Here is a 23057-nt window from a genome sequence, read left to right as displayed (position 1 = left end):
GCTCGCTCCCGCTCGGCTGCGCAGCAGTCGTAAAACCACCAGACACGTTCAGCCTGAAACAAAGCGGTGTGTGGTTTTGGGGTTGCTTCGCAACCCAGCGGGAGCAAGCTCCCTCGCCACAGGGTTTGTGTTCTACCAATAAAAAACGGCGACCCGAGGGTCGCCGTTTTGCATTGCGTGAAGCCTTACGCCGCGCTGAACAGCTTGTGCGGATCGATCACAAACTTCTTCGGTACGCCGGCATCGAACTCGCCGTAGCCACGTGGTGCGTCATCCAGGCTGATGACTTCCACGCCAACGATGTCGGCAATGTGGATACGGTCCCACATGATTGCCTGCATCAGTTGGCGGTTGTACTTCATCACAGGCGTCTGGCCGGTGTGGAAGCTGTGGGATTTGGCCCAGCCCAGACCAAAGCGAATGCTCAGGCTGCCCATTTTCGCGGCAGCGTCCACAGCACCCGGATCTTCAGTCACGTACAGGCCCGGAATACCGATTTTGCCCGCCACGCGAACCACGCCCATCAGCGAGTTGAGCACGGTAGCCGGTGCCTCGTGTTTCACGCCGTCATGACCGTGACCGCGCGCTTCGAAGCCTACGGCGTCGACGGCGCAATCCACTTCTGGCTCGCCCAGCAATGCAGCGATTTGTTCGTGCAGCGGAGTGTCGAGGGACAGGTCAGCGATTTCGAAACCCTGAGCCTTGGCATGCGCCAGGCGCACGGTGTTGACGTCACCGATGATCACCACCGCCGCGCCCAGCAGGCGAGCCGAAGCGGCAGCCGCCAGACCGACCGGGCCGGCACCGGCGATGTACACGGTGCTGCCTGGACCAACGCCGGCCGTCACTGCGCCGTGGTAACCGGTCGGCAGGATGTCGGAGAGGCAAGTCAGGTCGCGGATTTTTTCCATCGCGCGATCGCGATCCGGAAGTTTCAGCAGGTTGAAGTCAGCGTACGGCACCATCGCGTATTCAGCCTGGCCGCCGGTCCAGTCACCCATGTCGACATAACCGTAAGCACCGCCGGGACGGGCCGGGTTAACGCTCAGGCAAACACCGGTGTGCATCTCTTTGCAGGAACGGCAGCGCCCGCAAGCGACGTTGAACGGTACGGACACCAGGTCGCCGATTTGCAGGTTTTCGACGTCGCTGCCCTTCTCGATCACTTCACCAGTGATTTCATGCCCCAGCACCAGGCCGGTTTGAGCCGTGGTACGACCGCGCACCATGTGCTGATCGGAACCACAGATGTTGGTGGACACCACACGCAGGATGACAGCGTGATTAATCTTCCTGCCGCGCGGGTCCTGCATTTTCGGATAGTCGATTTTCTGTATTTCGACCTTGCCATTGCCGAGATACACCACACCACGATTGCCAGACATGCTTTCACCTCGCTGTTGTTTTTATGTAGCGGTCGCGTCGCCATGGAGCGGCGGCGCGTTGATTGCTCGGGTTAGTGCTTGTGTCTTTTGTTGTTTGTTATGGCCTCTTCGCGAGCAAGCCCGCTCCCACATTGGTTTTGCGGTGTACCCGAGATTTGTGGGCAGACACAAATCCCCTGTGGGAGCGGGCTCGCTCGCGAAGGCGTCCTAAAGAACGACCGTGCGATTGGCGTTCAAAAACACTCGTCGTTCAATGTGATAACCAACCGCTCGGGCCAGGGTCAGGCCTTCGATATCCCGCCCCTTGGCGATCAAATCTTCCGGGTAATGGCTGTGGTCCACCGCTTCCACGCCTTGGGCGATGATCGGGCCTTCGTCCAGGTCGTTGTTGATGTAGTGCGCCGTCGCGCCGACCAGTTTCACGCCTTTGTTGTAGGCCTGGTGATACGGCTTGGCGCCCTTGAAACCCGGCAGCAGGGAGTGGTGAATGTTGATCGCCTTGCCGTCGAGTTTGCGGCACAGTTCCGGCGACAGGACCTGCATGTAACGGGCAAGGATCACCAGTTCGGCGCCGGACTCTTCGATCACCTGCCACACCTGACGCTCTTGCGACGGTTTGTCGTTCGGGTCGAGCGGGAAGTGGTAGTACGGAATCTGGTGCCAGTCGGCCAACGGTTTGAGGTCCGGGTGGTTGGAGACCACGGCGGCCACGTCCATCGACAACTGGCCGATGCGCTGGCGGTAGAGCAAATCGTTGAGGCAGTGATCGGCCTTGGAGACCATGATCACCACTTTTGGCCGATAGTTCGGCGCGGTGAGTTCGAAGATCATGCCGAAGGCCTGGCCACGCTCTGCCAGGCCGGCGCGGAAGGCGAGTTCGTCGAAGCCGTCGGGCTGGCGGAATTCCACGCGAATGAAGAAACGGCCCGAGAGTCGGTCATCGAAGGAATGATGCTCGGTGACGTAGCAGCCCTGCTCGAACAGAAAGCGGGTCACCGCATCCACGGTGCCGAGGACGCTTGGGCAGTCGGCGGTCAGAATCCATGTGTCTGGGGCGCGGCTCATAGTGCGGTGACTCCTGTTCGAAAATACCTACGCGACTGCGAAGACCTGTGGCGAGGGGGCTTGCCCCCGTTCGGCTGCGAAGCAGTCGTAAAACCGGCAAACGCGGTGTGTCAGTCAAACCGCGTCTTGAGGATTTGGGGCTGCTGCGCAGCCCAACGGGGGCAAGCCCCCTCGCCACAGGTGGGAACGATCATCCATCAGGCCTGAACGCTAAGCCCGTATTCAGCGGCCGCATCCTGCAACCACAACCACCAGTAATCCGAGAAGCTGCGACGAATCAGCAGTTCCCAGGTGTCTTCGGCGGTGTGGCGGATCACCAGTTGCGACTTGGCAAACACGGTGCCAACAGCCTTGCCCACCGGGAAGCTGTTGGGGTGTACGTCGTAGCTGGTGGATTTCATCAGCACCTGGCGCACATTCGGGCCGCTCAGTTCGAGGATCTGCTGGCCGCCGCTGACGTTGACGATCTGGATGTGCAGGTCGCCCAGCGCTTCACGGAGTTTTTGCTCGGCGGCGAATTCTTCACCGCTCGGCACGATCAGCAGCCATTCATCCGGCCCCATCCATTGCAGGCTGGATTCGCCTTTGACGATGACGGTCAGGGCGCCGGGCAATTCGATGCCCAGGGCCTTGTGCACGCCAGCGCTGAACGCGGCATCGTGGCCATCGCCACGAATGGTCAGGTGGCCGAGGAGTTTTTTCTCACGCACGATCACGCCGGCGTTTTTGCGGCCCTTACCCACCAGGCTGGCGAGGTCGGCATGATGCAGCGACGACTCGGCCTTGGCCCCGGTGGTTGGGCGTTGTTGGTAAACATTGGCTGCGGTCATAAAGCACCTGTTCCTGAATTCTGTTGAGTCCGGCCCTTGTGGCGGCTGGTCTGACGCCATCGCGAGCAGGCTCGCTCCCACATTTGACCGCGTTCCCCTGTGGGAGCGAGCCTGCTCGCGATGGCGTCAGCAGGCACCCCACAGGACTCGAGGCCATTAGATGTTCTGGCGATCACCCTTCGGATCGAAGAACACCGAAGAAACAATCTCCGCCTCGATCACGCTACCGTCGGCCAGCGGTGCGAACACCCGCTCACCGATGCGTTTCAAGCCGCCCTTCACCACACCCATGGCAAACGAATAGCCGAGGGAGTTGTGCGCGTAGCTGGAGGTCACGTGACCAACCATGGTCATCGGGATGGTTTGCTTGGTGTTGAACACCAGTTGCGCCCCTTCCGGCAGCCATTTGGTCGGATCGATCGGCTTCAGGCCCACCAACTGTTTACGTTGATCACGCACGCAGTCTTCGCGGTTCATGCCACGCTGGCCGATCCACGAGAACGGTTTGGTGCGACCGACACACCAACCCATGTTCAGGTCGTCAGGGGTCATCGAGCCGTCAGTGTCCTGGCCGACGATGATGAAACCCTTCTCCGCCCGCAGTACGTGCATGGTTTCAGTGCCGTACGGAGTCAGGTTGTACTGCTTGCCAGCCGCGACGATTTTCTCGAGCACGCCCATGGCGTAGTCGGCTTGCACGTTGACTTCGTACGACAGCTCACCGGTAAACGAAATCCGGAACACCCGCGCCGGCACACCGCCCACCAGGCCTTCTTTCCAGGTCATGAACGGGAACGCTTCGTTGCTCAGATCAATGTCGGTAACTTCGCTGAGCAGCTTGCGGCTGTTCGGCCCGGACAGGGTCATGGTTGCCCAGTGATCCGTCACGGAAGTGAAGTACACCTTCAGGTCTGGCCATTCAGTCTGTTGGTAGATTTCCAGCCATTGCAGCACGCGTGCAGCGCCGCCGGTGGTGGTGGTCATCACGAAATGGTTGTCGGCGAGACATGCGGTTACGCCGTCGTCGAACACCATGCCGTCTTCTTTGCACATCAGGCCGTAGCGGGCTTTGCCCACGTCGAGCTTGGTCCAGGCGTTGGTGTAGATGCGGTTCAGGAACTCCCGCGCATCCGGGCCTTGAATGTCGATCTTGCCGAGGGTCGACGCGTCCAGCAGGCCGACGCTGTCGCGCACGGCTTTGCATTCGCGCTTGATCGCGGCGTGCAGGTCTTCGCCGTTTTTCGGGAAGTACCACGGACGTTTCCACTGACCGACGTCTTCGAATTCAGCACCGTTTTTTACGTGCCAGTGATGCAGCGCGGTGAAACGTACTGGTTCGAAGATGTGCCCACAGTGACGGCCGGCTACAGCGCCGAAGGTCACCGGCGTGTAGTTCGGGCGGAACATCGTGGTGCCCATTTGCGGGATGGTCACGTTCAGCGAGCGGGCGGCGATGGCCAGACCGTTGACGTTGCCGAGCTTGCCCTGATCGGTGCCGAAGCCCAGCGCGGTGTAGCGTTTGACGTGCTCGACCGACTCGAAACCTTCGCGGGTCGCCAGTTCGATAGCGGCGGCGGTGACGTCGTTTTGCAGGTCGACGAATTGCTTCGGCGCCCGTGCGGTCGCTTTTTCGTGCGGCACCTGGAACAGCGCCAGAGTCGGCTCTTCATGACGAGTCAGGGCTTTGGGCAGTACGCCCTCGACCACACTGAAACCGGCTTCGCTGGCAGCGCGAGCGCCCCCTTCAAAACCATCGGCCAGGGAATCGCCGAGACCATAGACACCGTTGATGCCACCGACGCACACGCGTTTCTGCGGTGCTTCGCCCGGTACGAAACCGAGGATGTCTTCACGCCAGGTCGGTTTGCCGCCCAGGTGCGAAGCCAAGTGGACCACCGGGCTGTAGCCGCCGGAAGTGGCAACGAGGTCGCAATCCAGCCATTCGCCAGGACTGGTCACAGCGTGGGCTTTGACATCAATCGCCGCCACGCGAGCCGCGGTAACGTGCTTGCTGCCACGGGCTTCGATCACGGCGCTGCCGGTCAGGATGCGGATGCCTTTGGCGCGTGCCTCTTCAACCAACGCACCGCGCGGGTTACTGCGGGCGTCGGCAATCGCGACGACTTGCAGGCTGGCATCGAGCCAATCCAATGCAACGCGGTAGGCGTGGTCGTTGTTGGTCGACAGCACCAGTTTCTTGCCCGGTGCTACGCCGTAACGACGAACGTAAGTCGACACAGCGCCGGCGAGCATGTTGCCCGGCACGTCGTTGTTGCCGTAAACCAGTGGACGCTCGCAAGCGCCGGTCGCCAGTACTACGCGTTTGGCGCGAACCCGGTGAATACGCTGACGGACCTGGCCAATCGGAGCGCGGTCGCCGAGGTGATCAGTCAGGCGTTCGTGAATGGTCAGGAAGTTATGGTCGTGGTAACCGTTGACGGTGGCGCGCGGCAACAGCAGCACGTCCGGGGTGTCTTTCAGTTCCGCGATGACGCTGGCAACCCATTCGGTCGCCGCTTTGCCGTCGAGGCTTTCGCGGGAATCGAGCAGGCTGCCGCCGAACTCTTCCTGCTCATCGGCCAGGATTACACGAGCACCGCTGCGCGCAGCGGCCAATGCAGCGGCCAGGCCAGCAGGGCCGGCGCCGACGATCAGCACGTCACAGTGCTGGTTCATGTAGTCGTAGGTGTCCGGATCGTTCTCGGTCGGCGAGCGGCCAAGACCGGCAGCCTTACGAATGTACTTCTCGTAAGTCATCCAGAACGATTGCGGGTACATGAAGGTTTTGTAGTAGAAGCCCGGCGGCATCAGCTTGCCGCCGACCTTGCCGAGAATCCCCATCATGTCGTTGTTCACGCTCGGCCAGCCGTTGGTGCTGGTGGCGACCAAACCTTGGTACAGCGCTTGTTGCGTGGCGCGCACGTTCGGGATTTGCGTAGCTTCGGTGGCGCCGATCTGCAGCACCGCGTTCGGCTCTTCGGCACCGGCGGCGAAGATGCCGCGTGGCCGGGAATACTTGAAGCTGCGACCGATGATGTCGACACCGTTGGCCAGCAAGGCTGCAGCCAGGGAATCGCCTTCAAAGCCTTTGTAGACCAGGCCGTTGAAGGTGAAGCTCAGCACTTTGTTGCGGTCGATCCGTCCGCCGTTGGACAGGCGATTGATCTGGCTCATACCTTCTCTCCCAGAGCCGTGGCGGCCGCTTTCGGGCTGTCGGTCTTGTCGGTGAATTGTGGCTTGGTGCCGATCTTGTAGGTTTCGAGAATCTCGTAGGTCACGGTGTCGCGGGTCGCGTTGAAGTACTGACGGCAACCGGCGGCGTGAATCCACAGTTCGTGGTGCAGACCGCGAGGGTTATCGCGGAAGAACATGTAGTCGCCCCACTCCTCGTCGGTGCAGGTAGTCGGATCCAGTGGACGCGGGATGTGCGCCTGACCGGATGCGTGGAATTCCTCTTCGGAGCGCAGTTCGCCGCAGTGAGGACAGAAGATATGCAACATGGGGATTTCTCCTGTTAGTGGGCAACCGCAGCAGCGCCGTGTTCATCGATCAACGCACCGTTGTGGAAACGGTCGATGGAGAAAGGTGCAGCCAATGGGTGCATTTCACCCTTGGCCAGGCTCGCGGCAAATACGTTGCCCGAGCCAGGTGTTGCCTTGAAGCCGCCGGTGCCCCAACCGCAGTTGAAGAACATGTTCGGTACCGGGGTTTTCGAGATGATCGGGCATGCATCCGGGGTGGTGTCGACGATGCCGCCCCACTGACGGTTCATACGTACGCGGGACAGCACCGGGAACATCTCGACGATGGCCTGGATGGTGTGCTCGATCACCGGGTACGAACCGCGCTGGCCGTAACCGTTGTAGCCGTCGATGCCGGCGCCGATCACCAGGTCGCCCTTGTCGGACTGGCTGATATAACCGTGCACGGCGTTGGACATGATCACGCTGTCGATAATCGGCTTGATCGGCTCGGACACCAGCGCTTGCAGCGGGTGGGATTCGATCGGCAGGCGGAAACCGGCAAGTTTGGCCATGTGCCCGGAGTTACCGGCGGTCACTACGCCGACGCGCTTGGCGCCGATGAAACCCTTGTTGGTTTCAACACCGATGCACACGCCGTTTTCCTTGCGGAAACCGATCACTTCGGTCTGCTGGATCAAGTCCACGCCCAAGGCGTCGGCGGCACGGGCAAAGCCCCAGGCCACGGCATCGTGACGAGCCACGCCGCCACGGCGCTGAACGGTTGCGCCCAGCACCGGGTAGCGGGTGTTCCTGGAGCAGTCGAGGTACGGAATCTCGTCGGCCACTTGCTTGGCATCGAGCAGTTCGCCATCGACGCCGTTGAGGCGGTTGGCGCTGACCCGACGCTCGGAATCACGAATGTCTTGCAGGGTGTGGCACAGGTTGTAAACGCCACGCTGGGAGAACATCACGTTGTAGTTCAGGTCCTGGGACAGGCCTTCCCACAGTTTCATCGCGTGTTCGTACAGGTGCGCCGACTCGTCCCACAGGTAGTTGGAGCGAACAATGGTGGTGTTGCGCGCGGTATTACCGCCGCCCAGCCAGCCTTTCTCGACCACGGCCACGTTGGTGATGCCGTGCTCCTTGGCGAGGTAGTAGGCGGTCGCCAGACCATGCCCGCCACCGCCGACGATGACCACGTCATAGACCTTTTTAGGGGTCGGCGTGCGCCACATTTTCTGCCAGTTTTCGTGATGGCTGAGGGAGTGTTTGAAGAGGCCGAAGCCCGAATAGCGTTGCATAGTCATTTACTCCAAAACCGCGCTCAGCGATAAACCGGAAAGTCCGCGCACAGGGCTGCCACTTGCTGCGCGACATTCGCCTCGACATCGGCATCGCCGAGGTTGTCGAGGATGTCGCAGATCCAGCCGGCCAGCGTCACGCACTGGGTAACCTTGAAGCCGCGAGTGGTCACCGCCGGGGTGCCAATGCGCAGGCCCGAGGTCACGAACGGCGACTGTGGATCGTTCGGCACAGCGTTCTTGTTCACGGTGATGTGGGCGCGACCGAGGGCAGCGTCCGCTTCTTTACCGGTGAGGCCCTGACGAATCAGGCTGACCAGGAACAGGTGGTTGTCAGTGCCGCCGGACACTACATCGTAGCCGCGTTTGATAAACACGCCGGCCATGGCCTGGGCGTTGTCGATCACTTGTTGTTGGTAAGCCTTGAAACCAGGCTCCAACGCTTCCTTGAAGCACACCGCCTTACCGGCGATCACGTGCATCAGCGGGCCGCCCTGACCACCGGGGAACACGGCGGAGTTGAATTTCTTTTCCAGTTCTTCGTTGGCCTTGGCCAGGATCAGGCCACCACGTGGACCGCGCAGGGTTTTGTGGGTGGTGGTGGTGACCACATCGGCGTACGGCAGCGGGTTCGGGTACAGGCCGGCAGCGACCAGACCGGCGACGTGAGCCATGTCGACGAAGAAGTACGCGCCAACCTTGTCAGCGATCTGACGGAAGCGCGGGAAGTCCAGAGTCTTCGAATAGGCCGAGAACCCGGCGATGATCATTTTCGGCTTGTGCTCGACCGCCAGGCGCTCGACTTCGTCGTAGTCGATCAGGCCGGTGTTGGTGTCGATGCCGTACTGAACGGCGTTATAGAGCTTGCCGGAGAAACTGACTTTGGCGCCGTGGGTCAGGTGACCGCCGTGGGCCAGGCTCATGCCCAGCACGGTGTCGCCTGCGTTCAACAGGGCCAGATAAACCGCGGCGTTCGCCTGGCTGCCGGAGTGCGGCTGGACGTTGGCGTAATCGGCGCCGAACAGTTGCTTGGCGCGCTCGATGGCCAGGGCTTCAACCTTGTCGACGTGCTCGCAGCCACCGTAGTAGCGCTTGCCCGGATAACCTTCGGCGTATTTGTTGGTCAGGCCACTGCCTTGCGCTTCCATGACGCGTTTGCTGGTGTAGTTCTCTGACGCGATCAGTTCGATGTGATCTTCCTGGCGTTGCTCCTCGGCATTCATCGCCGCCAGCAGTGCATCGTCGTAGCCCTTGATCTGGTCTTGCTTGCTGAACATCGCGTCTCTCCCAGCGGCGGCTTGTGCGCCTTTCGTCTCGGTGAGGCACGTACCTTTCGGCAGTGCCCTTTGGATGCGATGGTATGACCGGCGCAGACAGGTCAAATGCCTATGGACGCCACGCAAAGGTGCGTTTACGACATGGGCTGAAATGGCTGGCCGAACACGGTCATCGAATCAGCTGAGATCCCCTGTGGGAGCGGGCTTGCTCGCGAATGCGTCAGGTCAGTCAACATCGTTGGTGGATGACAAACCGCATTCGCGAGCAAGCCCGCTCCCACAGGGAATGTGTCAGGCGATGAGTTGGTGCAAGGCCAACAGTGCGAGGAAATGCGCGGGGTAGAGCACATACGCCCAGCGGCGCATCGGCGGCGGCTTGAGGCGACCGGCATGTCGCAACAGAAGTACGCCGGCCAGTGGCGCGATCAGACAAGCGGCGATCCCGAAGATCGCCACACTGTTGCCCAACTGCGCCGCCTCATATAGCACCTGCCACTGATTCGCCGCCAGACACACCAACCCCGGCAACAGGCTGAAATACCACGGCCGGCGGATCACCAGCAGCATCGTCAGCGGCAACAGCACGCCGAAGAAACCGAACATCAGTCGCTCCGGGAACAGCACCGCGAGCAACACGCAAGCGACCGCCAGCAGTCGCGATTGAAGCGTCGGACTTTGCCAGCCCCGCGCCACCAACAGGCCCAGCGCCAACGTCGGCAGCACGTTCAACGTGTCGGGATCAGGAATGAACAACCGATAGGGAATTTCACTAATCGCACTAAACAGCATCAACCAACCCAGATAGCGCCACTGACCGTCAGTCGTTACCGCACGCATGCGCGCCAGATTCGCCGCCATCGCCAGACAGAACCAGGGAAACGCCAGCCTGCCCGGCACATACAGAAAATCGAGGGAGTAACCGACATATCGCAGGTGATCGAGCACCATGCTCAGCAGCGCCAGCCACTTGAGCAGATCCAGCGCGCCGTCCCGTTGCGTCATGTGCATAATTGCCCGTCAATTGTGTAATTTTCTGACAGCATCATCGCGTGTGCTCTCCGGACGATCTTCGGTAAAGTGCGCACCATCATTGACCACAAAACCCTTCACCATAGGGGTTTTGAACACGGAATCAGGCCATGACCGATAAGAGCCAACAATTTGCCAGCGACAACTATTCCGGTATCTGCCCTGAAGCCTGGGCGGCCATGGAACAGGCCAACCACGGCCACCAACGCGCTTACGGCGACGACGAGTGGACCGCCCGCGCATCCGACGATTTCCGCAAACTGTTTGAAACCGACTGCGAAGTGTTCTTCGCCTTCAACGGCACCGCAGCCAACTCGCTGGCCCTGTCGTCGCTGTGCCAGAGTTACCACAGCGTGATCTGCTCGGAAACCGCCCACGTCGAAACCGACGAATGCGGCGCGCCGGAATTCTTTTCCAACGGTTCCAAACTGCTGGTCGCACGCACCGAAAACGGCAAGCTGACCCCGGAATCGATCCGCGAAGTCGCCCTCAAGCGTCAGGACATCCACTACCCGAAACCCCGCGTTGTGACCCTGACTCAGGCCACCGAAGTCGGCAGCGTCTACACCCCGGAAGAAATCCGCGCCATCAGCGTCACCTGCAAAGAACTCGGCCTGAACCTGCACATGGACGGCGCACGATTCTCCAACGCCTGCGCATTCCTCGGCTGCTCCCCGGCCGACCTGACCTGGAAGGCCGGCGTCGACGTACTGTGCTTCGGCGGCACGAAAAACGGCATGGCGGTGGGAGAGGCGATTCTGTTCTTCAACCACAAACTGGCTGAAGACTTCGACTACCGCTGCAAACAGGCCGGGCAACTGGCTTCGAAAATGCGCTTCCTGTCCGCCCCGTGGGTCGGCATCCTGGAAAACGACGCCTGGCTCAAATACGCCAAACACGCCAACCATTGCGCGCAACTGCTGGCGGAACTGGTCAGCGACATCCCAGGCGTGGAACTGATGTTCCCGGTACAAGCCAACGGCGTGTTCTTGCAACTCTCGGAGCCGGCCATCGCCGCACTGACCGCCAAGGGCTGGCGCTTCTACACCTTCATCGGCAACGGCGGCGCACGCTTCATGTGCTCGTGGGACACCGAAGAAGAGCGCGTGCGGGAATTGGCGGCGGATATCCGCGAAGTCATGTCCCGCTAAGAGCAACCTGCCCCCCTGTGGCGAGGGAGCTTGTCGAAACGTCGCACCGTCCCGCTCGGCGGCGCAGCCGTCGTAAAACCAGCCAATGCGGTCTGCCTGACAGACCGCATTCTCAGTAGTTAGGGCCGCTTCGCAGCCCAGCGGGAGCAAGCTCCCTCGCCACAGTGACCGCGTACACCTGAAGACTTCGTCTACATTGTCTGGCGAGCCGTTCCATCTGCTCAGACAATAATAATCAGGAGCGCACGCATGTCCTTACAAGGCAAAACCCTGTTCATCACCGGCGCCAGCCGGGGCATTGGTCGCGAGATCGCACTGAGGGCCGCGCGGGATGGGGCCAATATTGTGATTGCCGCCAAGAGCGCCGAGCCGCATCCCAAGTTGCCGGGCACGATTTTCAGCGTGGCCAAGGAAGTCGAGGCGGCGGGTGGCAAGGCGTTGGCGTTACAGGTGGATGTGCGCGATGAAGTGGCGGTGCGTGAGGCGCTGGCCCGGGCCAATGAGCATTTCGGCGGGATTGATGCACTGATCAACAATGCCGGGGCGATCAAGTTGACGGGTGTTCAGCACGTCGAGCTTAAGCGCTTCGACCTGATGCATCAGATCAACACCCGCGCGGTATTGCTCTGCAGCCAGGCTGCCCTGCCCTATCTGAAGAAAAGCAGCGGACACATTCTCAGCATTTCCCCACCGCTAAACCTGGCGAGCAAATGGTTCGCGCAATACAGCCCTTACACCGTGACCAAGTACGGCATGAGCATGCTGACCCTGGGCATGAGTGAGGAATTCGCCAGTTACGGCATCAGCGTCAACTCGCTGTGGCCGCAGACCATGATCGCCACCGCTGCCATCGAATTTCAGCTCGGTTCGCGGGAATCCTTCAAACACGCACGAACGCCGGCGATCATGGCGGATGCTGCTTACGCGATTCTGAGCAGTAGCGGTCGCAGCATTACCGGGCGGTTGCTGATCGATGAAGAGATTCTCGGAGAAAACGGGGTGACGGATTTTGAAGGCTATCGGTTTGAACCGGGCTCAACCGACAAACTGATGCCGGACCTGTTTGTCGACTGAAAACACCGACCCATGTGGGAGCGGGCTTGCTCGCGAAGGCGGCGTGTCATTCGACATCAATGTTGACTGATCCGACGCCTTCGCGAGCAAGCCCGCTCCCACATTAGGTTTTGCGCAGTGCGTTAGAACTCAATCCGCACATCGCCCTTCGGCACGCTGCAGCACGACAAAATAAACCCTTCGGCCTCGTCTTCCTCGGTAATCCCGCCGTTGTGGTCCATTTCGACCTCGCCACCCAACTTCATCACCTTGCACGTGCCGCAAATCCCCATCCCGCACGCCTTCGGAATCAGCAGGCCAAGCTTGGCCGCCGCCGCATGCACCGTCTCACCCGGCGCCACGCGAATGCTCTTGCCGGATGCAGTGAATTCCACTTGATGCAGGTCCGCCACGTCGATGTCCGGTGCGTCGGCGGCGATTTCGGCTTGTTCCACCGCATCGGCACGGGCTTCCGGTGGCGTCGCACCGAAGGATTCCTCGTGATAACGGCTCATGTCGAAGCCGACCGCTTCGAGCATGCGCTTGACCGCGTTCATGTACGGCGTCGGGCCGCAGCAGAAGACTTCGCGTTCCAGGAAGTCCGGGGCCATCAGTTCGAGCATCTTGTGGTTCAGGTAACCGCGATAACCAGCCCACGGTTCGCCCAGACCATGCTTCTCGCAGATCAGGTGCAGGCTGAAGTTGTCGATCCGCGACGCCATGTGTTCCAGCTCGCGGTGGTAGATGATGTCTTTCGGTGAGCGGGCGCTGTGGATAAACACCATGTCGACGTTGCCGTTGGTGTCGTAGAACCAGCGCGCCATCGACATGACTGGCGTAATACCAACGCCGCCGCTGAGGTACAAAACCTTCGGCGCGGTGAAGTCCATGGCGTTGAACAGCCCGACCGGCCCGTGCACCGCCAGCTCCTGGCCTTCATGCAGGGTGTCGTGCAGCCAGTTGGAGACCTTGCCCCCCGGTACACGCTTGATCGTCACCGAAAAGCTGTACGGCACCGACGGTGAGCTGGAAATGGTGTAGGAGCGCATGATCGGCACGCCGTCGATTTCCAACTCCAGGGTGACAAACTGCCCCGGCTTGAAGAAGAACAGGATTGGCTGATCGGCCATAAAACAGAAGGTGCGCACGTCCCAGGTTTCCTGGATGACTTTGACGCAACGGACGATGTGTCGACCATTGGCCCAGGTCTGGGTGGTTACCGGATTCAGGAAGCTGTTGGACATGCTGTTCTCCACCGCCGATGGTCGGCCTTATGTTGGCGATTCTGCGTATAGCGCGAGCCACCCATTTACCTATCTGCGACATTCACATACTTATCGCGACCAGCCCCCAATTACCGGGGGTTGCGCGTCGGGAACAGATTGGGCCATGTCGCCCATGGATAAGGTTCTGGGCAGCGCCGGGCCCACACTCGCTTCACACAAAGACAGATTCTTTACACCTTGCGTAGCAAACCGTATCAGCCACTTTTCGCCGGCCACACAGAAATGGCCTTGAGGATCAAATCGATGGACGTCACCGCAAAAATCAGCCTGGGCGATCCGCTGGAACCCGCACGCAAGGCCACTGCACAAATGCTGCAAGAGCGCGAGCGCACTTACTCGCTGCCGCAGCCGTTTTACTCTGACGAGCGGCTGTTTGATATCGATATGCAGGAGATCTTCCAGAAAGAGTGGCTGATCGCCGGCATGACCTGCGAAATCCCGACCAAGGGCAACTACCTGACCCTGCAAGTCGGCAAGAACCCGATCATCGTGATTCGCGGCGCCGAAGGCGTGGTGCATGCGTTCCACAACGTCTGCCGCCACCGCGGCTCGCGTCTGTGCACCAGTGAAAAAGGCAAAGTCGCCAAACTGGTCTGCCATTACCACCAGTGGACCTACGAGCTGGACGGTCGCCTGCTGTTCGCCGGCACCGAAATGGGCGCCGACTTCGACATGAAGCAGTACGGCCTCAAACCTGTAAATGTGAAGACTGCTGGCGGCTACATCTTCATCAGCTTGTCGGAGAACCCTCCTGCAATTGATGACTTCCTGCAGACGCTGAACCATTACATGGAACCGTACGACATGGAGAACACCAAGGTGGCGATTACCACCACCTTGATGGAAAAGGCCAACTGGAAACTGGTGCTGGAAAACAACCGCGAGTGCTACCACTGCAACGCGTCGCACCCGGAACTGCTGAAAACCCTGCTGGAATGGGACGACGTCACCGACCCGCGCGCCGACCAGGGCTTCAAGGACCACGTCGCTGCTTCCGCCGCTGCCTGGGAAGCCGAGAAGATTCCTTACGCTCACGCCAGCTTCGGCCTGCGTAACCGTATCGTGCGCATGCCGCTGCTCAAGGGCACCGTGTCGATGACCATGGACGGCAAACAGGGCTGCGCCAAACTCATGGGCCGGATCAAAAACCCGGACCTCGGTTCGATGCGCATCCTGCACCTGCCGCACTCGTGGAACCACTGCATGGGCGACCACATCATCGTGTTCACCGTGTGGCCGATCAGCGCCCAGGAAACCATGGTCACCACCAAGTGGGTCGTGCACAAGGACGCCGTCGAAGGCGTGGACTACGACGTGGAGCGCATGCGCCAGGTCTGGGATGCCACCAACGATCAGGACCGTCGCCTGGCCGAAGAGAACCAGCGCGGGATCAACTCCACCGCTTACCAGCCTGGGCCTTACTCCAAGACCTATGAGTTTGGCGTGGTGAACTTTGTGGATTGGTACAGCGAGCGCCTGCTGAACAACCTTGGGGCTGAGCCTGCGCCTTACCTCAAAGGTGTGCCGGTTCAGGGCTAACATCAAAAGCTTCGCGAGCAAGCCCGCTCCCACAGTTGACCGTGTTGTTCACAGATGTTGTGCACGACACAGATCCAATGTGGGAGCGGGCTTGCTCGCGAAAGCGGTTTCACATTCACCCAATCATTTTGAAGACCACCGCACCGACCCATCCTCACCAATAAACGTCTCCTCGATGTTCTCCCCCACCAACCTCACTTTCACATAACCATTCAACACCCGATCCGGGTACGCCTCATCCTGCGCATTTTGCGTTTCCGACCACAGCACCCGCGAATGCCCGTCCAGCTCGCTGGCATTGCCGTATGGAATCGCCCCATGCCCGGCGCAGCGCGCATGCAACCCGCCCTGGGTCGCGTAGCAAATGCCGTTGTGCAAATGCCCCCAATACCAGTAATCCGGCTCCCGTCCCAGCGCATCACACACCGGTTGATACAGCGCGGTTTTGTTATGCCCGGAAATATCGAAGCCTTGGTGATGACTGAGCACCATGATCTTTTTGCGCTGGGGCAGCTCTTTCATCCAGGCGATCTGCTCCTTGTTCAGCGTGCCGTCCATGTACAGGTTCATCGCATCCGAGGCATACGCACTGTCGAGGCCGATCACCAGCCAGTCGTCGTTGTACAACGCGAAATAACTGGTGCCCTGTTGTTGGGGAAAACGCTTGGCCAGTTCCTTGAAGTAGCCGTGGGCACCGCTGTACATCTCGTGGTTGGAATTGAGCGTGAACGAACCGTGCTTGCCCATCGGCCAGCCGACCATATCGACATCTTCCTGAGAGTGCGAGCCGGCGTAGTACACGTCCCCCAAGTGAATGGTGAAATCAGCCTGGGCGAGCTGCATCTGATTGGCCACTGCCACCGCCGGAGCGTGGGTATCGAACGGCCCGGTGCCCCAGTCGCCGGCAATCGCCAGGGTCACGTCGCTGTCCATTTTCATCAGCGCCGGGGTGGTGGTGAACGGTGCGTGATGGCGCAGGTTTTCAATCCACTTCAGCAGCGCCTCGCTCCACAGCAGGTCCAGCAGCTCCCATTTTCGACAACCGAGCAAGCTGCCATCCTTGAGCACCCGGGTTTGCAACTCCTCGGTCGATTGCGGCAACGGCGTGGCATTGCCGATGTGCAGGATCGACAAACCGTGGGACAACTCCCACGGCACGCTCGGTTCATCGTCCGGCAGTTCGCCGTGTTTGAGCACGTATTGCGCCTGATCGTGACCGCGTTGCAGCAGCGTGACAATGGCCTCGAACTCTTCGGGCTCGATGTCGCTGATGAGTTTTTTCCAGGCCATGTCCAGCCGTGTATACAACCCGTGCAGGCGAACCTTGACCTTGTCGTACTCATGTTCCCAATGAGCGACTAGTGACATGTTGGCATTCCTCCATCCGTAGTGGGATCACAGGGTTTTCATGAATTCGATGAGCGCCCGTTTGTCGACGTCCGACAGTTGCGTGCCATACAGGTGGCCGCTGTTGTGATTGCCTTCAAGTCGAGTGTCGAATTTGAAACCGCCCGGTGTTTGACCCGTGGTGACGAAGCCAACCTTCTGTTGGTCGTAGACGTCGGAACCGGTGAAGAACACCTGCGGCCGCTGTTCCGGCGGTTGCAGCAAATCCCACAGTGTCGGCACCGAGCCGTTGTGCAGGTAAGGCGCGCGCATCCAGATGCCGTCGGTGGGGGTGTTGCTGTAGCTCTGGGTCTTGCGGTAGGCGTTGAAGTCGAACGGCGGTTTCTTGAAGCCGTGGAAGGCGTCGACTAAACCGGTGGTGAACGAGTCCAGTCGATGAGGATCGGTGCCCAGTTCATCGATGCTGGTGGTGACCTGGCCGGTGTCGGTGCGGCCGAATTCATGGCAACTGGCGCAGTTTTTGTCCCAGATCGGTTTGCCTTGGGCGACCTTGGCCTGATCCAGCGCCCACGGCCACGCCGGTGGCTTGGTACCGAGCAGCCAGTTGGTCACGCGGTTGAAGCTTTCGGGCAGTACCGATTCCGGCGTCGCACCCACGGCCATGGCCGCTGCGTAGTTACGCTCGTGGATGTCGTTGTTGTTGCCGTCCCAGTGCAGGTACAGCGACTCCCGGGGTTTCTGGTTCCAGACTTGCGGCAAGTCGACGGTGCCGATGGTCGAGTCATCCGGGAAGCCGAACACCACCATTTTCGTCGGGTTGAAGGTGTCGGTACGCCCCGGTCCTTGGGGTGGCCGCAGTTTTTGCCAGGCGTAGGCCTGTTTCTGTTTGAGCAACGCGCTCTTGGCCATCGGGATGATCAGGTAGCGGTTGTACAACCGTTCGAAAAAACCGAGCTGGAACTTGCTATTGATCGCCGTCATCACCGCATCGGTGGTGAATTTCGGATCACTGGCGCAATCGTAGGCGAACCACTGGAACGCTTGCAGTTGCAGGGTGTTGGCCGGTGCGGTGGCCACTGTTGTGGCGACGTCGCTGGCATTCGCCCGGTAGGAACCGGTGTGGCACAAGGCGCAGTTCGGCTCGACCGTCGGGTAGCCGATCTGCCGCTTGGCCATGCCGATGGGCAGGTCCTTGCCGTTTTCGTAGAGGAAGCCAAAGACTTCGTAGCCGCCGGGTTTCGGCAGTTTCTCCGGGCACATCTGCGGCAGCACGGCGAACAGGTAATACGGGATTCGCGCTTCGATGCCGAGGCCGATGGCGGCGTATTTGTAGTGATCTTCGTCGGAGGCGTATTTCTGCGCTGGCACCACTCGCAGCATCTGGTACCAGGTTTCGTAGCCGATGAATCCGAGCAGCAGCACCACGATCAGCGTGCCGACTTTGAACCCATGACTTTGCCAACGCCGTGCCCAGCCCGCGCGCCATTCCCGCCAGCCGTCGCAGAGCAGCGCCAGCGGTCGATTGGCCGGCGATGTGCCGAGGTACAGCAGAATCCCGAGGATCAGAAAGAAGCTCAAATCCCCCATCAGCATCGGCACAAATACCGTGGCCTGGTTGCTCGTGTTGATCAGGTAAATCCAGAACGCCACGGCGATCAGCCGCGTCAGCACGCACAACCAGGAATGCACCACGAAGCGCGGCGCGTTGAAGCCCGACGGCATGTAGAACACGCTGATGCCGACCAGCAACATGCCAGCGTTTTCCAGCCAGGGATCGGAGAGTTGCGGCGCCAGGCCGAGCATCGATGTCAGCAGCGCCGGGGCGAACAGGGCCGGCAACGCGAAGAACATATTCATCACGATGCCTAGCCAGATGAAGCGTTGAAACCAGCGGATGTAAGTGTCCATATCATCCATTTCCTTGTTGTCACCAAAACCCGAGGTAACACACCTGTGGCGAGGGGGCTTGCCCCCGTTCGGCTGCGAAGCAGTCGTAAAACCTGCGAATGCGGTTTCTCCTGATGGACCGCATACACCGGTTTGGGGCCGCTTCGCGACCCAACGGGGGCAAGCCCCCTCGCCACAAAAGCTCCCTCTCCACAGGGGATTTGCGTTAGCCGAGGGCGGTCTTCTCCAGGTGTTGCAGGATGATCGGGTACACATCGACCACCGCGTCCTTGCCGAACATGCAGTCGATATGGCCATAACCCGGCACCACCTGCCGGCTATAGCGTTCCGGCCCGTGGACCTTACACACCCGCTCATAGGTCCTGAGCGTGCTCTCCGGCAGGTAGCACTGGTTGTCCGCCCCGCTGATAAAGCAGATCGGCATGCTCAACCGGTCGAAGTGCGACATGTAGACGTCTTCACCCTTGAAGTTCACCAGATGACCTTTGCGCACGATCAGCGCCAGGTGCTCGAAGGTCTGCATGTTCGACTCGCCAAACAGCTCGTGCAGGTTGTCGTGCAAGGTTTCATTGAGGGTGTCGTGGCGGTACAACGACGCGTACATGAAGGTGATGCGGTGGCACACCGGGTTGGTGCAGTAGCCCTGGGCCTCGATCCGGGCGTAGCCGTTGAGGGCTTTGTCGTAGAGTTTGTTGAACCAGTTCTCCTTGTTGTCGGCGTAGGCGGTAAGGGATTTGACCCCGATGGCATCGAGCATCCCCGGCAAGTGCAAACCGGCCTTGAGCCCGGTGGCCGTGGCCACGACGGTATCGGCGGCTATCTGCGAGCAAACCACTGACCGCACACCTTGCAGCCCGGCCAGCAGCGACATGAAGAAGGTCGTCGCGCCGTAGCAATGCACCACGCACTGCACGTCGGCGGCCCTGGTCGCCTGCTGAATCTGGCCGATGGCAGCCTTGAAGTCGTACTCGGCGATCTGGTCGCCATTCCATTCCTTCTTGCTCGCCGGCAGCAGGATGCTCACCCGCAAATCCAGCAACCAGACGTCGTACTCGTGCTTGCACAGGTACTCCAGCAGGTTGGTCTGGATGGTGTCGGTGGAGAAAATATTCGAGCCCACACCCAGCCCGTGCACCAGCATCACCGGGCCTTTGGTGCCACCCTGATAACGGGTCAGGCGCAGTTCGACGTTGTCCTCGGTCGGGAAGAAATGCACGCTCGGAGTTGGCGCATCCAGCGGTCGTTTCAGCCGCGGTGGTGCGTCGGGGTTGAAGTAGATGTCGCCGGCAAACACGCCGCCATAACTCTCCCAGAGAATCCCGGCGAAGAACTTGCCGAAGCGTGCCAGGCCTTCAATGCGCTCGCGCTCGTTGCGGGCGTTGAGCACTTTCATGGTGGTCATTTGCTTGGCGAAATCGGTCGGGTGAATATGCATCACCCCGGAACCGATCACCGCACCGGTCTTGTCCGGCCCGCTATACAGCGTGACGTACAGCGTGCTGGTGTCATGCCAGATATTCAGTACGCCGTTGTCTTCCGGCACGGTTTTGAAGGCGCTGAAGAAATAGTCCTGGCCGTCCTCGGCGGTCAGCTTCATGTCGTATTTCATGTGGCGCACGCCGACCTGTTCTTCGTACTGCTCGAACAGATTGAACACGCCATTGCTGGCAGTCAGCGGCTGCGGCGACAGGCCCGGCGCATCCAGCGTGCCAACCAGGGTGGCGGCGTGTTCCGGTTCCTTGATCATGCGGTTGAGGTCGTTGGCGGTGATGGTCAGGGTGAACTCGATGGGCGAGTTTTCCGATTCGCCGCGAGTGGCTGCTGCTTCATACAACGGCAGGTCGGTGCCCTGAGGCTGGGTGAAGTCCTTGGAGAAGTAGCCCTTCATGGTTTCGGTGAACTGCACGCCGAGGGTCGGCGGTGCGACTTGTTTGCGCGGCGCTGAAGGCAACGTGTAATCGATCTGCCAGCCACGATCAGCCGCCAGCAGGCCCATGTTGCGCTCGCTTACTGCCGAGATGGTCAGCAGCGGATTGACCGCCAGGGACGTCGGAATCACTGCGCCGTCGGTCACGTACAAACTGGCATACACGTCAGTGCCGCTGACACCGCTGAACACCTGGCCCTTGTGGTTGACCACGCCCTGCCCCGCATCCTCGCCCATCACGCAACCGCCCAACGGGTGGACCGAAACGATGCTGTGTTTGAGCAACTCGGTCCAGATCGGATTCTCGACCCAAACCCCGCCCAACGCCTTGGTGCTCAGGTGTAGGCGCTCATTGCCGAGTTTGACGTTTTCCTGCTCGCCAACACCGGGCCAATCGATGCGCAACTGATCCTTGCTGTCGAGCACCATCCGGCCCTTGCCGTCGTCGTGGCTCATGATCAGGTAGGTCTGCATGTTGTGCAGCGCGCCGTAATAAGGCCCGCGCAGAAAGCTTTCGGCTTCGCGCTCCTTGTATTTCATCTTGCCGGTGAAGCTGTCGTCGGTCGCCACGCCGATCAGCTCGGCGAACCCGGCCATGCTCGGTACCATCGGCCGGCCGAGGGCGCCGGGGATCGAGCCTTCTTCGATGACCATGCGGCTGCGCCAGTCGCCTTCGGTGCGCATGTCGATGACCGAGGTGATGCACGGGCCGACCGGGTGCAGCTCCTTGGCCGGATGCGCGCCGAAACCAATGCCGTTGATCGGCTGTTCGCAGTTATGGCCGAAGCCGAGGATGTCGCCGTTGCCGCTCATGTTTTCGCCGAGCTGGTTGGAGGTCGACAGGCCTTTGTCCCGGGAACGCAGGAGGATTTCGGTGGAACCCAGGGTCCCGGCGGACACCACCACGATGTCGGCTTTGACGAACAGCGTCGGCGCCGAGAACGTCTCGCGACCGCTGTCCAGGTATTGGAAGTGCACGATCCAGCCATCGCCGTCGCGCTCCAGGTGCCGCACTTCGGCCTGGCAGAAAATCTCCGCGCCGTGGTTCGAGGCGTCTGGCAGATAGTTCATCAGCGTGGTGTTCTTGGCCTTGTTGTTACAGCCCGAGACGCAGTCGCCGCAGTGGTTGCAAGGCAGTTGTTCGACGCCGACGTGGTTGAGGTTGTTCGGCAGCTTGTCGAAGGTCACGTTGATCGGCGGCCGGTAAAAGTGCGCGCCTTGCTTGAGGTAATCCGCCGATTTTTTGTTGGCTTCGAGTTTGGGCAATACCGGCGAGGTGCTGGGATACGGCATGGGCTTGAGCATTTCCCGGGCCCGGGCGTAGCCATCCTTGAGCAAGGTGTCGCGATGTTCGCGCACCGCCAGCGGCCAGCGCGGATCGTCGAACACACCGGGTTCCGGTTCCAGGGCGACGTTGGCGTTGATCAGCGAGGTGCCGCCCAAGCCACAACCGACCACCACGTTCTGCTGGGCATTGACGTGCAGGTCGAACAACCCGGTACGCGAGCCGATGTGGCCGTCCGGGTCATGCACCTGCAACTCCTCGGTGGCCGCGATCATGGTGTTGGGGTACTCGCCGGGCTGCATTTCCCGACCGCGCTCCAGCAGGCACACCCGCTTACCGGCCCGGGACAGGCGCGAAGCCGCGATCCCGCCGCCATAGCCGGAGCCGATGACGATCACGTCGTAGTGTTCCTTGATGTCGCTGATGGGCGTTGCGATCCGGGTCATGGGTTTTTTCCTCTCTCAGGCTGATGGGGCAACTCTGCGGTTGCCTGCTATCAATGGGCGAACGAACACCTGGCCACTGAGCGAACTCAGCGACAGCAAAGCTGTGGCGTTGGAGGGGTCAAGCGCTATAGACGGGCACGCTGATTGGCCGCTCGGCGATGGATGCGCTTACGCAGCGAAGTCGCAGGAACCGGGACGCAGGCCGTGCAGGGAGTGGGGTGCAGGTGGTGTGGCTGGCTATCCATCACGCGTTCTCCCTGAACCAGATGTGGATAAGTAACGGTTGTCCTTGGTAACTGGTTAGTGAAGACAGGCGGCAGATTGAAGTCAAGGAAGAGCCTTAGACCTGTATGAAATCTGATCTATTACGTTCAGGCCTATGCGGGGCGTGGCTTGTAGGGTTTAGCGAACAAGTTATCCACACCTCCACCCACAGCAAATGGGGACAAGTATGGATTTACTGGGAATACGCTTGAAAATTAGTGAAGAAAAACCGTGACTTATCCAGAAGCAGGGTTCTGGATGGCAATTGGTTGTTTTTTGATCTACATCCTACAAGCCACGTTTTATATGGTCTGTAGAGGATGGCGAACACCTTATCCACAGAAGCGCCAACAGACTTTGGGGGCAACTTTGACGACTCTGTGGAAAACCTGCCTAAGGCTTGATAAATCGGGGTTTCCAGGCGGTTTGTCGGCGTAAAACAGTGATTTGGTTATTTTTTAATCAGACGCGTCACAAGCCCGGTTTATATGGCCTGCAGC

Annotated in this window: 15 protein-coding genes; 3 read left to right on the top strand and 12 right to left on the bottom strand. The window is 60.2% G+C overall.

The window, feature by feature from the left end; all coding sequences use genetic code 11:
- Positions 1-185 precede the first annotated feature (185 nt).
- The 8 genes from fdhA to AC1MEW_RS05800 all read right to left on the bottom strand — a co-directional run bounded on the left by fdhA (position 186) and on the right by AC1MEW_RS05800 (position 10330).
- Positions 186-1385, bottom strand: a complete 1200-nt coding sequence (fdhA, locus tag AC1MEW_RS05835; RefSeq protein WP_007947729.1) for a formaldehyde dehydrogenase, glutathione-independent — start codon at positions 1383-1385, stop codon at positions 186-188.
- Between the two features lie 207 nt (positions 1386-1592).
- Entirely contained in the window at positions 1593-2450 is an 858-nt protein-coding gene (purU, locus tag AC1MEW_RS05830) for a formyltetrahydrofolate deformylase (protein WP_201189863.1), read from the bottom strand.
- A 197-nt stretch (positions 2451-2647) separates the two neighbouring features.
- Positions 2648-3280, bottom strand: a complete 633-nt coding sequence (locus AC1MEW_RS05825) for a sarcosine oxidase subunit gamma (RefSeq protein WP_201198360.1) — start codon at positions 3278-3280, stop codon at positions 2648-2650.
- Between the two features lie 156 nt (positions 3281-3436).
- Positions 3437-6454: a sarcosine oxidase subunit alpha gene (locus AC1MEW_RS05820; protein ID WP_480425656.1), complete on the bottom strand. Its 3018-nt coding sequence runs from the start codon at positions 6452-6454 to the stop codon at positions 3437-3439.
- Positions 6451-6780, bottom strand: coding sequence for a sarcosine oxidase subunit delta (locus AC1MEW_RS05815; RefSeq protein ID WP_201198362.1), 330 nt, complete (start codon positions 6778-6780; stop codon positions 6451-6453). The genes AC1MEW_RS05820 and AC1MEW_RS05815 overlap by 4 nt, the downstream gene beginning before the upstream one ends.
- Positions 6781-6794: 14 nt before the next feature.
- Positions 6795-8045, bottom strand: a complete 1251-nt coding sequence (locus tag AC1MEW_RS05810; RefSeq protein ID WP_201190667.1) for a sarcosine oxidase subunit beta — start codon at positions 8043-8045, stop codon at positions 6795-6797.
- Between the two features lie 23 nt (positions 8046-8068).
- Positions 8069-9322, bottom strand: coding sequence for a serine hydroxymethyltransferase (glyA, locus tag AC1MEW_RS05805; protein WP_201256681.1), 1254 nt, complete (start codon positions 9320-9322; stop codon positions 8069-8071).
- Positions 9323-9613: 291 nt separating this feature from the next.
- Positions 9614-10330 carry a TraX family protein gene (locus tag AC1MEW_RS05800; protein WP_480425654.1) on the bottom strand — a complete coding sequence of 239 codons (717 nt, stop codon included), beginning with the start codon at positions 10328-10330 and terminating at the stop codon, positions 9614-9616.
- Positions 10331-10461: 131 nt separating this feature from the next.
- On the opposite strand from AC1MEW_RS05800, the gene AC1MEW_RS05795 reads away from it, so the two are divergent.
- Both AC1MEW_RS05795 and AC1MEW_RS05790 read left to right on the top strand, forming a co-directional pair.
- Positions 10462-11502 carry a threonine aldolase family protein gene (locus AC1MEW_RS05795; protein ID WP_480425652.1) on the top strand — a complete coding sequence of 347 codons (1041 nt, stop codon included), beginning with the start codon at positions 10462-10464 and terminating at the stop codon, positions 11500-11502.
- A 249-nt stretch (positions 11503-11751) separates the two neighbouring features.
- Positions 11752-12576 carry an SDR family oxidoreductase gene (locus AC1MEW_RS05790; protein WP_322269837.1) on the top strand — a complete coding sequence of 275 codons (825 nt, stop codon included), beginning with the start codon at positions 11752-11754 and terminating at the stop codon, positions 12574-12576.
- Positions 12577-12698: 122 nt separating this feature from the next.
- Here AC1MEW_RS05790 and gbcB read toward each other — a convergent pair whose 3' ends face one another.
- A complete protein-coding gene (gbcB, locus tag AC1MEW_RS05785; protein ID WP_201189876.1) occupies positions 12699-13799 on the bottom strand; it encodes a glycine-betaine demethylase subunit GbcB in 1101 nt (366 codons plus the stop codon).
- A 285-nt stretch (positions 13800-14084) separates the two neighbouring features.
- Here gbcB and gbcA point away from each other — a divergent pair, with 285 nt between their 5' ends.
- The gene (gene gbcA / locus AC1MEW_RS05780; protein WP_201198370.1) at positions 14085-15380 is read left to right on the top strand and encodes a glycine-betaine demethylase subunit GbcA; all 1296 of its coding nucleotides are present in this window, start codon (positions 14085-14087) and stop codon (positions 15378-15380) included.
- Positions 15381-15503: 123 nt separating this feature from the next.
- Here gbcA and AC1MEW_RS05775 read toward each other — a convergent pair whose 3' ends face one another.
- From AC1MEW_RS05775 to AC1MEW_RS05765, 3 genes are all read right to left on the bottom strand, one after another.
- Positions 15504-16748, bottom strand: coding sequence for a metallophosphoesterase family protein (locus AC1MEW_RS05775; RefSeq protein WP_480425650.1), 1245 nt, complete (start codon positions 16746-16748; stop codon positions 15504-15506).
- Positions 16749-16775: 27 nt separating this feature from the next.
- Positions 16776-18635 carry a c-type cytochrome gene (locus tag AC1MEW_RS05770; protein WP_480425648.1) on the bottom strand — a complete coding sequence of 620 codons (1860 nt, stop codon included), beginning with the start codon at positions 18633-18635 and terminating at the stop codon, positions 16776-16778.
- Positions 18636-18840: 205 nt separating this feature from the next.
- Positions 18841-22293, bottom strand: a complete 3453-nt coding sequence (locus AC1MEW_RS05765) for a GMC family oxidoreductase N-terminal domain-containing protein (protein WP_480425646.1) — start codon at positions 22291-22293, stop codon at positions 18841-18843.
- Positions 22294-23057 lie beyond the last annotated feature (764 nt).

It is taken from the genome of Pseudomonas sp. ASL4 (assembly GCF_056680395.1).
This window is presented reverse-complemented; position numbering and strand designations above follow the sequence as displayed.

What these genes read in the sequence shown, in the direction of transcription:
- fdhA (WP_007947729.1), bottom strand. Translation starts at nt 1,385, where the DNA reads ATGTCTGGCAATCGTGGTGTGGTGTATCTCGGCAATGGCAAGGTCGAA.
- purU (WP_201189863.1), bottom strand. Translation starts at nt 2,450, where the DNA reads ATGAGCCGCGCCCCAGACACATGGATTCTGACCGCCGACTGCCCAAGC.
- AC1MEW_RS05825 (WP_201198360.1), bottom strand. Translation starts at nt 3,280, where the DNA reads ATGACCGCAGCCAATGTTTACCAACAACGCCCAACCACCGGGGCCAAG.
- AC1MEW_RS05820 (WP_480425656.1), bottom strand. Translation starts at nt 6,454, where the DNA reads ATGAGCCAGATCAATCGCCTGTCCAACGGCGGACGGATCGACCGCAAC.
- AC1MEW_RS05815 (WP_201198362.1), bottom strand. Translation starts at nt 6,780, where the DNA reads ATGTTGCATATCTTCTGTCCTCACTGCGGCGAACTGCGCTCCGAAGAG.
- AC1MEW_RS05810 (WP_201190667.1), bottom strand. Translation starts at nt 8,045, where the DNA reads ATGCAACGCTATTCGGGCTTCGGCCTCTTCAAACACTCCCTCAGCCAT.
- glyA (WP_201256681.1), bottom strand. Translation starts at nt 9,322, where the DNA reads ATGTTCAGCAAGCAAGACCAGATCAAGGGCTACGACGATGCACTGCTG.
- AC1MEW_RS05800 (WP_480425654.1), bottom strand. Translation starts at nt 10,330, where the DNA reads ATGCACATGACGCAACGGGACGGCGCGCTGGATCTGCTCAAGTGGCTG.
- AC1MEW_RS05795 (WP_480425652.1), top strand. Translation starts at nt 10,462, where the DNA reads ATGACCGATAAGAGCCAACAATTTGCCAGCGACAACTATTCCGGTATC.
- AC1MEW_RS05790 (WP_322269837.1), top strand. Translation starts at nt 11,752, where the DNA reads ATGTCCTTACAAGGCAAAACCCTGTTCATCACCGGCGCCAGCCGGGGC.
- gbcB (WP_201189876.1), bottom strand. Translation starts at nt 13,799, where the DNA reads ATGTCCAACAGCTTCCTGAATCCGGTAACCACCCAGACCTGGGCCAAT.
- gbcA (WP_201198370.1), top strand. Translation starts at nt 14,085, where the DNA reads ATGGACGTCACCGCAAAAATCAGCCTGGGCGATCCGCTGGAACCCGCA.
- AC1MEW_RS05775 (WP_480425650.1), bottom strand. Translation starts at nt 16,748, where the DNA reads ATGTCACTAGTCGCTCATTGGGAACATGAGTACGACAAGGTCAAGGTT.
- AC1MEW_RS05770 (WP_480425648.1), bottom strand. Translation starts at nt 18,635, where the DNA reads ATGGACACTTACATCCGCTGGTTTCAACGCTTCATCTGGCTAGGCATC.
- AC1MEW_RS05765 (WP_480425646.1), bottom strand. Translation starts at nt 22,293, where the DNA reads ATGACCCGGATCGCAACGCCCATCAGCGACATCAAGGAACACTACGAC.